Genomic DNA, 13,976 nt, shown 5'->3' with positions numbered 1-13,976 from the left:
GCACCATACATGGTAGACGTAAGCCAACACAAACTGGTTCCGGAACACACGAAACTCGACGACGAGGCCGTCGAGGACGTGTTACAGGAGTATAACGTCGAGAAGACGAACCTCCCGAAGATCAAGCTGAAGGACCCGGCGCTCCCCGAGGACGCAGAGCCCGGCGACGTCATCAAGATCGTTCGGAACTCTCGAACGACAGACAAAGCAGTCGTATACCGACTGGTGATCGAATGAACCGACAAGCGCGACGCGAGGTCTCTCGCAAGTACTTCTCCGAAGAACGGCTCGCTGAACACCACTTCCGCTCGTTTAACGCGTTCCTCGAACGCGGCATGATGGACGTCGTCGAGGAGAAGGCGACCATCGAGACCGACATCGGCGACAAGGAGGGCGAGGAACCCGTCTACGTCGAACTCGGTGGCGTCCGCGTGGAGACGCCCCGCGTCCGCGAGGCCGACGGCTCCGAGGAACTGCTCTTCCCGCAGGAAGCGCGCCTGCGCAACATCACCTACTCCGCCCCCGTGTTCATGGAGATGTCCATCGTCCGCGGCGGCGAAGAAGAAGAGGAGGTCGTCGTCGACACCGCGGAGACGAAGGTCGGCCGGATGCCCATCATGGTCGGCTCCTCGAAGTGCAACATCGCCGAGCTCTCCGACGAGGACCTCGTCGAAATCGGCGAAGACCCCGTCGACCCCGGCGGCTACTTCATCGTCAACGGCTCCGAGCGCGTGCTCATGACCTCGGAGGACCTGGCGCCGAACAAGATTCTCGCCGAGTACGACACGAAGTACGGCGACGAGATTCAGGTCGCGAAGACGTTCAGCCAGCGCCGCGGCTACCGCGCGCTCGTGCTCTGCGAGCGCAACCGCGAGGGACTCCTCGAAGTGTCGTTCCCGTCCGTCTCCGGGAGCGTCAACTTCGTCACGCTCGTCCGCGCGCTCGGCCTCGAATCCGACGAGGAGATCGTCCACCGCGTCTCCGACGACCCGGAGATTGTGAAGTTCATGCTCGAGAACCTCGAGGAGGCCGAGGTGCAGACCCAAGAGCAGGCCATCGAGGCGCTCGGCAAGCGCGTCGCCGGCGGCCAGGGCAAGAACTACCAGCTCAAGCGCGCCAACTACGTCATCGACCGCTACCTGCTCCCGCACCTCCACGAGGAGGGCGCGGAGGAAGAGGAAGTGCGCATGAACAAGGCGTACTACCTCTGTCGCATGGCCGAGGCGTGTTTCGAACTCGCGCTGCAGCGCCGCGACTCCGACGACAAGGACCACTACGCCAACAAGCGCCTGAAGGTCTCCGGCGACCTCATGAAGGACCTTTTCCGGACGGCGCTCAACAAGCTGGCACGCGACGTGAAGTACCAGCTCGAGCGCGCCAACATGCGGAACCGGAACCTGACGGTCAACACCGTCGTCCGGTCCGACGTGCTCACCGAGCGGCTCGAACACCCCATCGCGACGGGTAACTGGGTCGGCGGCCGCTCCGGCGTCTCCCAGCTCGTCGACCGCACCGACTACATGGGTGTGCTGTCGCACCTTCGCCGCCTCCGCAGTCCGCTGTCGCGGTCGCAGCCGCACTTCGAGGCGCGCGACCTGCACGCGACCCAGTGGGGTCGCATCTGTCCCTCCGAGACTCCCGAGGGACCGAACTGCGGTCTGGTGAAGAACTTCGCGCAGGCGATGGAACTCTCCCAGAACGTCGAAGACGAACAGTCGCTGAAACGAGAACTCGCGTCGATGGGTGTCGAGGGTATCCCCGGCATCGACAGCGTCGACGCCACACCCGCGGACGACTAACATGGCTCAGGCACAGCGAGAAGCGAAAGTATACGTCAACGGTAGTCTCGTCGGGACCCACCCGGACCCCAACCAACTCGCGGCACAGATCCGAGAGGCGCGCCGCCGCGGCGACGTGAGCCAGATGGTGAACGTCTCCGTCAAAGAGCGCACCCGCGAAGTCATCATCAACGCCGACGCGGGCCGCGCCCGCCGTCCGCTCATCGTCGTCGAAGACGGTGAGCCGCTCCTCGACGACGACCACGTCGAGGCGCTCGACAACAACGACCTCGACTTCGACGACCTCGTCGAGCGCGGACTCGTCGAGTTCATCGACGCCGAGGAGGAAGAAGACATCTACGTCGCGGTCGACGAGGACGAACTCAACGAGGACCACACGCACCTCGAAATCGACCCGCAGCTCATCTTCGGCATCGGTGCCGGGATGATTCCGTACCCGGAGCACAACGCCTCGCCCCGCATTACGATGGGTGCAGGGATGATGAAGCAGTCCCTCGGGCTGCCCGCGGCGAACTACCGCATCCGCCCGGACACCCGTCAGCACCTCATGCACTACCCGCAGCTCTCGATGGTCAAGACGCAGACCACGGAGCAGATCGGGTTCGACGAGCGACCCGCGGCCCAGAACTTCGTCGTGGCCGTCATGTCCTACGAGGGCTTCAACATCGAGGACGCGCTCGTCATGAACAAGGGCTCCGTCGAACGCGCCCTCGCCCGCTCGCACTTCTTCCGCACCTACGAGGGCGAAGAGCGCCGCTACCCCGGCGGTCAGGAAGACCGCTTCGAGATTCCGTCGCAGGACGTGCGCGGCGCGCGCGGTGAAGACGCCTACTCGCACCTCGACGAGGACGGCCTCGTCAACCCCGAGACGGTCGTCGACGAGAACTCCGTGCTGCTCGGCAAGACCTCGCCGCCGCGGTTCCTCGAGGAACCCGACGACATGGCGGGGCTCTCGCCGCAGAAGCGCCGCGAGACCTCCGTCACGATGCGCTCGGGCGAGTCCGGCGTCGTGGACACGGTCACGCTCATGGAGGGCGAAGACGGCTCGAAGCTCGCCAAGGTGTCCGTCCGCGACCAGCGCGTTCCGGAACTCGGCGACAAGTTCGCGTCCCGCCACGGACAGAAGGGCGTCGTGGGCCACCTGGCACCCCAGGAGGACATGCCGTTCACCGCGGATGGCGTCGTTCCCGACCTCGTGCTTAACCCGCACGCCCTGCCGTCGCGGATGACGGTCGGCCACGTGCTGGAGATGCTCGGCGGCAAGGTCGGTGCGCTCGAAGGCCGCCGCGTCGACGGCACCGCCTTCCAGGGCGAAAACGAAGAGGAGCTCCGCTCGGCGCTCGAAGAGCGCGGCTTCATGTCCTCCGGCAAGGAGGTCATGTACTCCGGCGTCACCGGCGAGAAGATCGAGGCCGAAATCTTCGTCGGCATCATCTTCTACCACAAGCTGTACCACATGGTGAGCAACAAGCTGCACGCCCGCTCGCGCGGTCCCGTGCAGGTGCTCACCCGCCAGCCGACGGAGGGGCGCGCCCGCGAGGGTGGCCTCCGTCTCGGGGAGATGGAGCGCGACACCGTCATCGGCCACGGTGCCGCGATGGTGCTCCAGGAGCGCCTGCTCGACTCCTCCGACAAGGAGAAGGTCTACATCTCCGCCGACACCGGCATGGTCGCCGTCGAGGACCGCGACCAGCGCCGCATCTACGACCCGGTCACCGGCGACGAGGACAACATCCACGAGATCGAGATCAGCTACGCGTTCAAGCTGCTCCTCGACGAGATGGTCGCGCTCGGCGTCCGGCCGCGAATCGAACTGAAGGACGCGGTCTAACCACTCATGTCAATGCAGACACCCAAAGAAATCGGCAGCATCCAGTTCGGGTTGATGGACCCGGAGACGTACCGAGACATGTCCGCGACGAAGGTCATCACCGCGGACACCTACGACGACGACGGCTACCCAATCGACATGGGTCTCATGGACCCGCGGCTGGGCGTCATCGACCCCGGCCTGCAGTGCCGCACCTGCGGCCAGCACTCCGGGTCGTGTAACGGGCACTTCGGCCACATCGAACTGGCCGCGCCCGTCATCCACGTCGGCTTCACGAAGCTCATCCGCCGCCTGCTCCGCTCGACGTGCCGCGAGTGCGGTCGCCTCTCGCTCACGGACGAGGAAGCAGACGAGTACCGCGACAAGCTCGGTCGCACGAAGGAACTCGGCGACGACTGGAGCGACGTGATGAAGTCGGCGGTCCGGCAGGCCCGCAAGGCCCACCGCTGTCCCCACTGCGGCTCGCCGCAGCACGACATCAAACACGAGAAGCCGACGACCTACTACGAGGTCCAGAACGTGCTCGCCGGGGACTACTCCGAGCGCATCGCCGAAGCGATGCAGCCCGACCCCGACGACGAGGACGACGAGGGCGTCGACCCCGTCACCCTCGCTAACGAGACCGGCCTCGACGCCGAGCGCGTCAACCAGGTGCTCGCCGGCGAGTTCCGCCCGGTCGGCGACGACCGCAAGGCGCTTGAGAAGGCGCTCGACCTCGACCTCACGGAAGAGGACATGAACAAGCTGATGCCCTCGGACATCCGCGACTGGTTCGAGGACATCCCGGACGAGGACCTCATCACGCTCGGCATCGACCCCGACCGGTCGCGCCCCGAGTGGATGATTCTGACCGTCCTCCCCGTCCCGCCGGTCACGGCGCGTCCCTCTATCACGCTGGACAACGGCCAGCGCTCCGAGGACGACCTGACCCACAAGCTCGTGGACATCATCCGCATCAACCAGCGGTTCATGGAGAACCGCGAGGCGGGTGCCCCGCAGCTGATTATCGAGGACCTGTGGGAGCTGCTTCAGTACCACGTCACCACGTTCATCGACAACGAGATTTCGGGCACGCCGCCGGCGCGGCACCGCTCCGGCCGCCCGCTGAAGACGCTCAGCCAGCGCCTGAAGGGTAAGGAGGGTCGCTTCCGCGGCTCCCTGTCCGGCAAGCGCGTCAACTTCTCGGCTCGTACCGTCATCTCGCCGGACCCGACCCTGTCGCTCAACGAGGTCGGCGTCCCGGACCGCGTCGCGTCCGAGATGACCCAGACGATGAACGTCACCGAGCGCAACATCGACGAGGCTCGCCAGTACGTCCGTAACGGACCCGAGAGCCACCCCGGCGCGAACTACGTCCGCCGTCCGGACGGCCGCCGCCTGAAGGTGACCGAAAAGAACTGCGAGGAACTCGCGGAGAAGGTCGAACTCGGCTGGGAGGTCAACCGCCACCTCGTCGACGGCGACATCGTCATCTTCAACCGACAGCCGTCGCTGCACCGGATGTCCATCATGGCGCACGAAGTCGTCGTGATGCCGTACAAGACGTTCCGCCTGAACACCGTCGTCTGTCCGCCGTACAACGCCGACTTCGACGGCGACGAGATGAACATGCACGCCCTCCAGAACGAGGAGGCCCGTGCCGAGGCGCGCGTCCTCATGCGCGTCCAAGAGCAGATTCTCTCGCCGCGCTTCGGTGAGAACATCATCGGCGCGATTCAGGACCACATCTCGGGCACCTACCTGCTCACCCACGACAACCCCGAGTTCGTCGAGACGCAGGCGCTCGACCTGCTCCGCGCGACGCGCGTGGACACCCTGCCCGAGCCCGCGGGCGAAAACGAGGACGGCCAGCCCTACTGGACCGGCCAGCAGATCTTCTCCGAACTCCTGCCCGACGACCTGAACATGGAGTTCACTTCGAAGGTCGGCGACACGGTCACCATCGAGGACGGCCAGCTCACTCAGGGCACCATCGACGAGGACGCCGTCGGCGCGTTCGGCGGCGAAATCGTCGACGCCCTCGCCAAGGACTACTCGAAGACGCGCTCGCGCATCTTCATCAACGAGATCGCCTCGCTCGCGATGCGCGCCATCATGCACTTCGGGCTCTCCATCGGTATCGACGACGAGTCCATCCCGGACGAGGCGACGGCGCAGGTCGACGAGGCCATCGACGCCGCCTACGACAAGATTCAGGAACTCATCGAAATCTACGAGGCGGGCGAACTCGAGTCCCTGCCGGGCCGCTCCGTCGACGAGACCCTGGAGATGAAGATCATGCAGCGCCTCGGCAAGGCGCGTGACTCCGCCGGTGAAATCGCGGAGGACCACTTCGAGGAGGACAACCCCGCGGTCGTGATGTCGAAGTCCGGCGCGCGTGCGTCCATGCTCAACCTGACCCAGATGGCCGGCTGCGTCGGCCAGCAGGCGGTTCGGGGCGAGCGCATCAACCGCGGCTACGAGGGTCGCACCCTGAGCCACTACCAGAAAGGCGACCTCTCGGCCGAGGCCCACGGCTTCGTCGAGAACTCCTACCGCGCCGGCCTCACGCCGCGTGAGTTCTTCTTCCACGCGATGGGTGGCCGCGAAGGGCTGGTCGACACGGCAGTCCGGACCTCGAAGTCCGGGTACCTGCAGCGTCGGCTCATCAACGCCCTCTCCGAACTCGAAGCGCAGTACGACGGCTCCGTCCGCGACACGTCGGGGACCATCGTCCAGTTCGAGTTCGGCGAAGACGGCACGAGCCCGGTGAAGGTCTCGTCCGACGACGAGACGCCGATCGACGTCGAGAACATCGCCGACCGAATCCTCACCTCGGAGTTCAGCTCCGCCGAGGAGAAGGAACGCTTCCTCGGCGAGCGCGAACCGCCGACCAACCTCTCCGAGCACGCCGAACCGCGTGTCGACGCCCGTGCGGGGGTCGAATCCGATGACTGAACACGACGCAACCGCCGACTACGAGTTCGTCGACGACGCCATCGTCGACGTCGTCGAGTCCAAAGAGCTGTCTCGACGCCTGAAGGACCGCATCTACCAGACCATCGAAGAGCGCGAGGGCGTCTCGTTCGAACAGGCCGGCGAAATCGCGCAGGCCGTCGAGGCGCGCTACCTCGACACCCGCGTCGACCCGCTCGACCCCGTCGGGACGGTCTCGGCGCAGTCCATCGGTGAGCCGGGGACGCAGATGACGATGAACACGTTCCACTACGCGGGCGTCGCCGAAATCGACGTCACGCAGGGGCTGCCGCGCCTCATCGAACTGGTGGACGCGCGGAAGACCCCCGACACGCCGATGATGACCGTGTACCTCGAAGACGAGTACGCGAACAACCGCGAACTCGCCCACCAGGTCGTCTGGAACATCGAGTCCACGAAGATTCTGGCGCTCGGCGACATCTCGACGAACGTCGCCGACATGGTCGTCCAGATCAACCTCAACGACGAGACGCTCCTCGAACGCTGGCCGACCTACGACGACGAGGGCGTCGTCGCGAGCGAAATCGCGGAGACCATCGAGGACGCGCTCGGTATCAAGACCCGCCGCGAGGGGACGCTCATCGAGTTCGGTCCCGAGAGCCCGAGTTACCGCCGACTCCTCCAACTCGTCGAGGAGCTTCGCGACATCGTGTTCAAGGGCATCGAGGAGGTCTCCCGCGTCGTCATCCGCAAGGAGAACAACGAGGACACCGACGAAGAGGAGTTCGTCCTCTACACCGAGGGTTCGGCGTTCGGCGACGCGCTCGCCATCGAGGGCGTCGACGCCTCCCGGACCACCTCGAACAACATCCACGAGGTGCACAAGCAACTCGGCATCGAGGCCGCCCGCGAGGCCATCATCGACGAGACGATGAACACGCTCCGCGAGCAGGGTCTCGACGACGTGAACATCCGCCACCTGATGCTCGTCGCGGACATCATGACGAACGACGGGACCATCGAGTCCATCGGTCGTCACGGCATCTCCGGGTCGAAGGACTCCGTCCTCGCCCGCGCCGCGTTCGAGGTCACGGTCAACCACCTTCTCGACGCCGCCATCCACGGCGAGGAAGACGACCTCGACGGCGTCATCGAGAACGTCATCGTCGGCAAGCCGATTGCGATCGGCACCGGCGACGTGGACCTCCGCATGGGCTCGCTCGACGTCGAGGACGCGGACGCCAACGCGGCACCCGAACCGTCTGACGACTGACGATGAAAGTTACGCTGTCGGATACGGCCCGGCGCTTCATCGCCCTCTTCGAGGAGGAGACGGAGGCGACCGCCCACGACTGCCTCGTGTTCGAGGACCGCGTCGTCTTCCTCGTCGCCGCGGGCGACATGGCGACGGCTATCGGCCCCGGCGGGCGGACCGTCCAGTCGGTCGAGCGACAACTCGGTCGGTCGGTCGAACTGGTCGAGGACGCCGACACGCCGGAGGCGTTCGTCGCGAGCGCGCTCGCGCCGGCGGCCGTCCGACACGTGACTCTCTCGCGGCAGAACGACACCGTCGCGTACGTCGAGGTCGCCGAAGCCGACCGCGGCGTCGCCATCGGCGCGAGCGGAAAGACCATCGACACCGCGCGCGAGCTGGCGCGTCGTCACTACGACATCGACGACATCCAGTTGACGTAGGGCGGCGGTCGACTCGACCACACGTTTTTGTCCTCACCGAACGGCGAGCTACGCATGTCGCCGATACGACAGTCTGTCGGAGTCGCGGTCGGACAACTCGACCCGACGGGATTCGCCGAGTACGAGGAGCTCGCGAGCGCGACCGTGGGGTTCGCCGCCGCGGCGGTCGTGGTCTATCTCGTCGGTCGGCTCCTCGTCGTCCCGGGCGTGACCAGGCTCGTCAGCGCCCGGAACCGGAACAACCCGACGCTGCAGTCGGCGACGGAGACCTACGCGCACGCGTTCGTCATCGCGCTCGCAACGCTCGCGGGCGTCGTCGGCGCGGGCTACGCGTCGGTGCTGACCGACACCGCGCTCATCGTCGCGGCGCTGACGCTCGTCGTCGGCGTCGCCGGGCAGGAGGTCATCGGCGCGCTCATCAGCGGCCTCTTTCTCGTGGCCGACCCGGACTTCAACGTCGGCGACTGGATATCGTGGCCCGGCGGCGAGGGCGTCGTCGAGGCGGTCGACTTCCGGGTCACGCGCGTGCGGACGGTGAATAACGAGACTATCTCCGTGCCGAACACGGAACTCACGACGAACGCGCTCACCCGCCCGTACGGCCGAGAGCGGTACCGAATCACCGAGCGCGTCGACGTCGCGTACGCCGACGACACGGAGTTGGCGCTCCGCGAACTCGTCGAGACGGCGCGGGAGGACGACCGCGTGCTCGACGACCCGGAGCCGACCGCGCGCATCCTCGAGTTCGCCGGGAGTTCGATCGGCCTGCAGGCGGAGTTCTGGGTCGAATCGCCGATGGACGTGAGTCTCGTCGACGTTCGCTCGCAGTACCGGCGTCGAGTCAAGCGGCGGTTCGACGAGGAGGGGCTGACGCTGGGCCCGGCGTCGGGCCGGGAGGTCAGCGGCCGCCTCGACGTGGACCTCGTCGGGGAGCGCGGCGGCGAGTGACCCGGTCAGACGGGCGCGTCACCCCGCGTGCGTGTCGTTCGCACGGGTGGACGAAACGACACCATCTCCGGGCGGTTTAGTCCCTCTTCGCCGCGGAGGGGGCGTCGTTCGAATCGGAGAAACGACCTCAGATTCCTCCTTAGGGGTCGCTAATCGCTCCTGAAGCCGTCTCGTCGGATTCGAAAAGGGAGGCTTAAGTAGCTCCATCTGGAACTGTTGTTCACTATGGCGAACGGCAAATACGCCGCGCGCAAGCTCAAGCAGGACCGGCAGAAGCGCCGCTGGTCCGACTCTGAGTACGCGCGCCGTGAGCGCGGTCTCGGCAAGAAGTCCGACCCGCTCGAGGGTGCTCCGCAGGGTCGCGGCATCGTCCTCGAGAAGGTCGGTATCGAAGCGAAGCAGCCGAACTCGGCGATTCGGAAATGCGTCCGTGTTCAGCTCATCAAGAACGGAAAGCAGGTCACCGCCTTCTGTCCCGGTGACGGCGCGATTTCGTTCATCGACGAACACGACGAAGTCACCATCGCCGGTATCGGCGGCGCGAAGGGTCGCGCGATGGGTGACCTTTCGGGTGTCAACTACAAGGTCGAGAAGGTCAACGGCGTCTCGATGATCGAACTCGTCCGCGGGAACGCTGAAAAGCCGGTGCGCTAACCATGTCGGAAAGCGACGCACCCGAGCCCGAGTCCCCCGCGAGCAGCGAGGAAGCAAAGGAGAACGCGCTTCTGTTCGGCGTCTGGGACGTCTCCGAGATGGAGTACACCGACCCCAGCATGAGCCGGTACATCAAGGCGACGCCCATCGCCCACACGATGGGTCGTCACGCCTCGAAGCAGTTCCAGAAGTCCGAAATCAGCATCGTCGAGCGGCTCATCAACCGCCTGATGCAGACCGAGGACAACACGGGACACAAGCAGAAGACGAGCAAAATCGTCAAGGAAGCGTTCGAAATCGTCAACGAGCGCACCGAGGAGAACCCCGTGCAGGTGCTCATCCGCGCGGTCGAGAACGCCGGTCCCCGCGAGGAGACCGTCCGCCTCAAGTACGGCGGTATCTCGGTCCCGCAGGCCGTCGACGTCGCCCCGCAGCGCCGCGTCGACGAGGCGCTGAAGTTCATCGCGCAGGGTACGCTCAGCGGCTCCTACAAGACGACGACCACCGCCGCCGAGGCGCTCGCACAGCAGCTCATCGGCGCGGCCGACTACGACGTCCAGACGTACGCTATCTCCCAGAAAGAGGAGAAAGAGCGCGTCGCCGAAGCGGCCCGGTAATCTCTCCACTCTCTTTCGTTTTTCACTGCGCCGAGTGACGACGCTGTACGGTCGGCCCGTGGGACCACAGCGTTCGCCTGACGCCTCGCGACCGGCGCGCGTCGCTCAGTCGGCGGCCATCCCCGGATTGACCACGTAGTGTTTCACCACGTCGACGAGCGTCCGGCGGTACTCGCTTTTCGAGGGGTCGTCGGCGAGCGTTCGGAAGTGCTCTTTGAACGTCTCGAGAGACACCGACGGCGCGTCGTCGCCCGCGGCGTGAGCGAGGTCGTACAGCCGGTGGTCGGACTCGACGAGGTCGTGTCGCTCCACGAGCGCGAGGGCGAACGCGGCGTTCACGGCCGTGATTTCGGGGTCCGAACCCGCGGTGACGAGTCGGGAGCCGGGGCGGCCGGACGCCTGCGGTCGGTCGGCGAGCGCCGCCGCCAGTTGCGACTCGAGGAACTGGACGAGCTTGTCCGCGGGCGCGACAGACAGCGTCAGGTCGTCGGCGTAGATGTCCTTGCAGTGGTTGGCGATTTGATAGCAGTGCGCGAGCTTTCGGCGCTCGACGGTGCGCCCCGCGAGCGCGAGAAAGACCGCCTCGCGCGTGGACTGGTAGTGCGAGACGTGCCCCTCTTCGTTTCGGGCCATGTGTGAGAGTTCGTGGAGCGCGAGCTCGCGGGCCATCGCGCTGGTGGCGGCCTGTCGGGAGATGTTGAGGACGTGGCGGTCCTGATAGTGGCCGGCCCACGTGCGGGAGTCGGGATCATCGCGAACGCGCACGTACACGGGGTACGAAAGCTCGAACTCGGTTTCGAACAGGTCGGCGGCGCTCAAGAACGGGTCTGCCGGTGCGCCCCCGACGACTCGGAGGTCCATTCGACTTGAGAAATGTTATCAATCGACATGACTCTTACGCCGACCCCGGCACCGAGATTCGCGTCCGGCGGACAGTCTCGCCTATCGTGACAAAAATGCTCATACCCCGGCGGTAGGACGGCTGAAAATGGGAAATCCGCTCGGCAAAAACACTACTCTTTTGACCCTCCTGCCGGTAGACCCCTGTATAATGGGCCGACGAAAGAAGATCGTCCAGGAATGTGAGAAACTGATGGACAAGCCGGAGCAGATCCGGAACATCGCCATCGCCGCTCACGTCGACCACGGTAAGACGACCCTCTCCGACAACCTCCTCGCGGGTGCGGGCATGATCTCTGACGAGACTGCCGGCCAGCAGCTCGCGATGGACACGAAGGAAGACGAACAGGAACGCGGCATCACCATCGACGCCGCAAACGTCTCGATGACCCACGAATGGGAAGACAAGAACCACCTCATCAACCTCATCGACACGCCGGGCCACGTCGACTTCGGTGGCGACGTGACGCGCGCGATGCGCGCCGTCGACGGTGCGCTCGTCGTCGTCGACGCCGTCGAGGGTGCCATGCCGCAGACCGAGACGGTCCTGCGTCAGGCGCTCCGCGAGGGCGTCAAGCCGGCGCTTTTCATCAACAAGGTCGACCGCCTCATCAACGAGCTGCAGGAAGGTCCCGAGGAGATGCAGAAGCGTCTCGTCGACGTCATCTCCGACGTCAACGAACTCATCCGCGGGATGACCGAGGAGAAGGACTACGACTGGACGGTCTCCGTCGAAGACGGAACCGTCGCCTTCGGGTCCGCCCTCTACAAGTGGGGCGTCTCCATGCCGTCGATGGAGGAGACCGGTATCTCCTTCGGCGACATCATGGAACTCGAGCGCGGTGGCGACCGCCAGGAACTCCACGAGCGCACGCCGCTTTCGGACGTCGTCCTCGACATGGTTGCGGAGCACTTCCCCAACCCGCTCGACGCCCAGCCCCGTCGTATCCCGACGGTCTGGCGCGGTGACTCCGAGTCCGACCTCGCGCGCCAGATGCGCGAAGTCGACGACGACGGCGAAGTCGTCTTCATGGCGACCGACATCTCGATGGACCCCCACGCGGGCGAAATCGCGACGGGTCGCCTGTTCTCCGGCACCATCCGCAAGGGGCAGGAGCTCTACGTCTCCGGGACCGCGGGCAAGAACCGCGTCCAGTCCGTCGGTGTCTTCATGGGCGGCGAGCGCGAGGAACTCGACCGCGGCGTCCCCGCGGGGAACATCGCGGCCGTCACGGGTCTCCGTGACGCCATCGCCGGTTCCACCGTCTCCTCCGTCGAGATGACGCCGTTCGAGTCCATCGAGCACATCTCCGAGCCCGTCATCACGAAGTCCGTCGAGGCAGAGCGCATGGACGACCTGCCGAAGCTCATCCAGACGCTCCAGCAGGTCGCGAAGGAAGACCCGACCATCCGCATCGAGATTAACGAGGACACGGGCGAGCACCTCATCTCCGGTCAGGGCGAGCTCCACCTCGAAGTCATCACCCAGCGTATCCGCGACAACCAGGGCATCCCGGTCCGCACCGGTGAGCCGATTGTCGTCTACCGCGAGCAGGTCCAGGGCAAGTCCCACGAGGTCGAGGGCGTCTCCCCGAACCGCCACAACAAGTTCTACATCACGGCGGAACCCCTCTCGCAGGACATCGTCGACTCCATCAAGCTCGGCGAAATCTCGATGGACATGCCCGAACTGGAGCGCCGCGAGGCCCTCCAGGAAGCCGGCATGGACAAGGACACGTCCCAGAACGTCGAACACATCCACGGGACGAACATCCTCATCGACGACACGAAGGGTATCCAGCACCTCAACGAGACGATGGAACTCGTCATCGAGGGTCTCGAAGAGGCGCTCGACGACGGTCCGCTCGCCGCGGAGCCCGTTCAGGGGACGCTCCTGCGCCTCCACGACGCGCGACTCCACGAGGACACCATCCACCGCGGTCCCGCCCAGGTCATCCCTGCGACGCGTGACGCGGTCCACCGCTCGCTCATCGCGGGTCAGGTGAAGCTCCTCGAACCCATCCAGAACGTCCGCATCGACGTTGCCTCCGAATACATGGGCTCGGCCTCCGGCGAGATTCAGGGTCGCCGCGGCCGCGTCGACGACATGTACCAGGAAGGTGACCTCATGGTCATCGAGGGCATCGCGCCCGTCGAAGAGATGATCGGCTTCTCGTCGGACATCCGTTCGGCCACGGAAGGTCGCGCCTCCTGGAACACGGAGAACGCCGGCTTCCGCGTGCTCTCGGACAACCTCCAGCGCGAGAAGATCATGGAGATCCGCGAGCGCAAGGGCATGAAGCTCGAGCTCTCGCAGGCTATCGACTACATCTAAGCGCGAACCTTCGCGCCTTCTTTCGTTTTTTCACCCGGGCAGCGATGGCCCCGGTCCGTCGGCCCGCCACCGTGCCGCGTCCGACGGCCTTCCCGCGTCGTCTCCCGGTGGCCGAGACCGTCTTCGAGCGCTCTGTCGCGGTCGACCTCTCCGTGACACATGCCAGCACGCTGTCGACGTCGGCAAACCGTGTCGGCTGCGAAGGCTTATACCACGTGGCCGAATCACGGATACGTATGCGTAAGGGTACGTCTCTCGACTCCTGGCGCGACGACGCGAAA

11 protein-coding genes are annotated in these 13,976 nt (G+C 65.5%); 10 read left to right on the top strand and 1 reads right to left on the bottom strand.

The features are described 5' to 3' along the window. The first annotated feature begins 9 nt into the window (after window positions 1-9). The 9 genes from C454_RS05735 to C454_RS05695 all read left to right on the top strand — a co-directional run bounded on the left by C454_RS05735 (window position 10) and on the right by C454_RS05695 (window position 10,460). Window positions 10-237: a DNA-directed RNA polymerase subunit H gene (locus C454_RS05735; protein WP_004044577.1), complete on the top strand. Its 228-nt coding sequence runs from the start codon at window positions 10-12 to the stop codon at window positions 235-237. Then, window positions 234-1,799, top strand: a complete 1,566-nt coding sequence (locus C454_RS05730) for a DNA-directed RNA polymerase subunit B'' (protein WP_004969057.1) — start codon at window positions 234-236, stop codon at window positions 1,797-1,799. The genes C454_RS05735 and C454_RS05730 overlap by 4 nt, the downstream gene beginning before the upstream one ends. Before the next feature lies 1 nt (window position 1,800). Then, window positions 1,801-3,630: a DNA-directed RNA polymerase subunit B gene (gene rpoB / locus C454_RS05725; RefSeq protein ID WP_004973581.1), complete on the top strand. Its 1,830-nt coding sequence runs from the start codon at window positions 1,801-1,803 to the stop codon at window positions 3,628-3,630. A gap of 12 nt (window positions 3,631-3,642) precedes the next feature. Continuing rightward, window positions 3,643-6,567, top strand: coding sequence for a DNA-directed RNA polymerase subunit A' (locus C454_RS05720; protein ID WP_004973579.1), 2,925 nt, complete (start codon window positions 3,643-3,645; stop codon window positions 6,565-6,567). Beyond that, window positions 6,560-7,819: a DNA-directed RNA polymerase subunit A'' gene (gene rpoA2 / locus C454_RS05715; RefSeq protein WP_004973577.1), complete on the top strand. Its 1,260-nt coding sequence runs from the start codon at window positions 6,560-6,562 to the stop codon at window positions 7,817-7,819. The genes C454_RS05720 and rpoA2 overlap by 8 nt, the downstream gene beginning before the upstream one ends. A gap of 2 nt (window positions 7,820-7,821) precedes the next feature. After that, entirely contained in the window at window positions 7,822-8,241 is a 420-nt protein-coding gene (locus C454_RS05710) for a NusA-like transcription termination signal-binding factor (RefSeq protein WP_004973575.1), read from the top strand. 54 nt (window positions 8,242-8,295) lie between these two features. Further along, window positions 8,296-9,189: a mechanosensitive ion channel family protein gene (locus C454_RS05705; protein WP_004973574.1), complete on the top strand. Its 894-nt coding sequence runs from the start codon at window positions 8,296-8,298 to the stop codon at window positions 9,187-9,189. Window positions 9,190-9,414: 225 nt separating this feature from the next. Continuing rightward, entirely contained in the window at window positions 9,415-9,843 is a 429-nt protein-coding gene (locus tag C454_RS05700) for a 30S ribosomal protein S12 (protein ID WP_004044570.1), read from the top strand. 2 nt (window positions 9,844-9,845) lie between these two features. Beyond that, on the top strand, window positions 9,846-10,460 hold the full coding sequence (locus tag C454_RS05695) for a 30S ribosomal protein S7 (RefSeq protein WP_004973571.1): 615 nt from the start codon (window positions 9,846-9,848) through the stop codon (window positions 10,458-10,460). Between the two features lie 105 nt (window positions 10,461-10,565). On the opposite strand, the gene C454_RS05690 is transcribed toward C454_RS05695, so the two are convergent. Beyond that, window positions 10,566-11,321 (bottom strand): DUF5781 family protein, encoded by a 756-nt coding sequence (locus tag C454_RS05690; RefSeq protein WP_004973570.1) that lies wholly within the window; start codon window positions 11,319-11,321, stop codon window positions 10,566-10,568. A 190-nt stretch (window positions 11,322-11,511) separates the two neighbouring features. Between C454_RS05690 and C454_RS05685 the strand changes: the two genes are divergently transcribed. Next, on the top strand, window positions 11,512-13,695 hold the full coding sequence (locus C454_RS05685; RefSeq protein ID WP_004973569.1) for an elongation factor EF-2: 2,184 nt from the start codon (window positions 11,512-11,514) through the stop codon (window positions 13,693-13,695). The last annotated feature ends 281 nt before the right edge of the window (window positions 13,696-13,976 follow it).

This window comes from Haloferax gibbonsii ATCC 33959, from assembly GCF_000336775.1.
In the GTDB taxonomy this organism is placed as follows: Archaea; Halobacteriota; Halobacteria; order Halobacteriales; family Haloferacaceae; genus Haloferax; species Haloferax gibbonsii.
Note: the sequence above shows the minus strand (reverse complement) of the source record. Positions and strands in the feature narration are given on the sequence as shown.

Bases quoted from the DNA above. Each gene is read 5' to 3' on its own strand.
- C454_RS05700 (WP_004044570.1), top strand. From the start codon at position 9,415: ATGGCGAACGGCAAATACGCCGCGCGCAAGCTCAAGCAGGACCGGCAG.
- C454_RS05690 (WP_004973570.1), bottom strand. From the start codon at position 11,321: ATGGACCTCCGAGTCGTCGGGGGCGCACCGGCAGACCCGTTCTTGAGC.
- C454_RS05695 (WP_004973571.1), top strand. From the start codon at position 9,846: ATGTCGGAAAGCGACGCACCCGAGCCCGAGTCCCCCGCGAGCAGCGAG.
- C454_RS05685 (WP_004973569.1), top strand. From the start codon at position 11,512: ATGGGCCGACGAAAGAAGATCGTCCAGGAATGTGAGAAACTGATGGAC.
- C454_RS05710 (WP_004973575.1), top strand. From the start codon at position 7,822: ATGAAAGTTACGCTGTCGGATACGGCCCGGCGCTTCATCGCCCTCTTC.
- rpoB (WP_004973581.1), top strand. From the start codon at position 1,801: ATGGCTCAGGCACAGCGAGAAGCGAAAGTATACGTCAACGGTAGTCTC.
- rpoA2 (WP_004973577.1), top strand. From the start codon at position 6,560: ATGACTGAACACGACGCAACCGCCGACTACGAGTTCGTCGACGACGCC.
- C454_RS05705 (WP_004973574.1), top strand. From the start codon at position 8,296: ATGTCGCCGATACGACAGTCTGTCGGAGTCGCGGTCGGACAACTCGAC.
- C454_RS05730 (WP_004969057.1), top strand. From the start codon at position 234: ATGAACCGACAAGCGCGACGCGAGGTCTCTCGCAAGTACTTCTCCGAA.
- C454_RS05735 (WP_004044577.1), top strand. From the start codon at position 10: ATGGTAGACGTAAGCCAACACAAACTGGTTCCGGAACACACGAAACTC.
- C454_RS05720 (WP_004973579.1), top strand. From the start codon at position 3,643: ATGCAGACACCCAAAGAAATCGGCAGCATCCAGTTCGGGTTGATGGAC.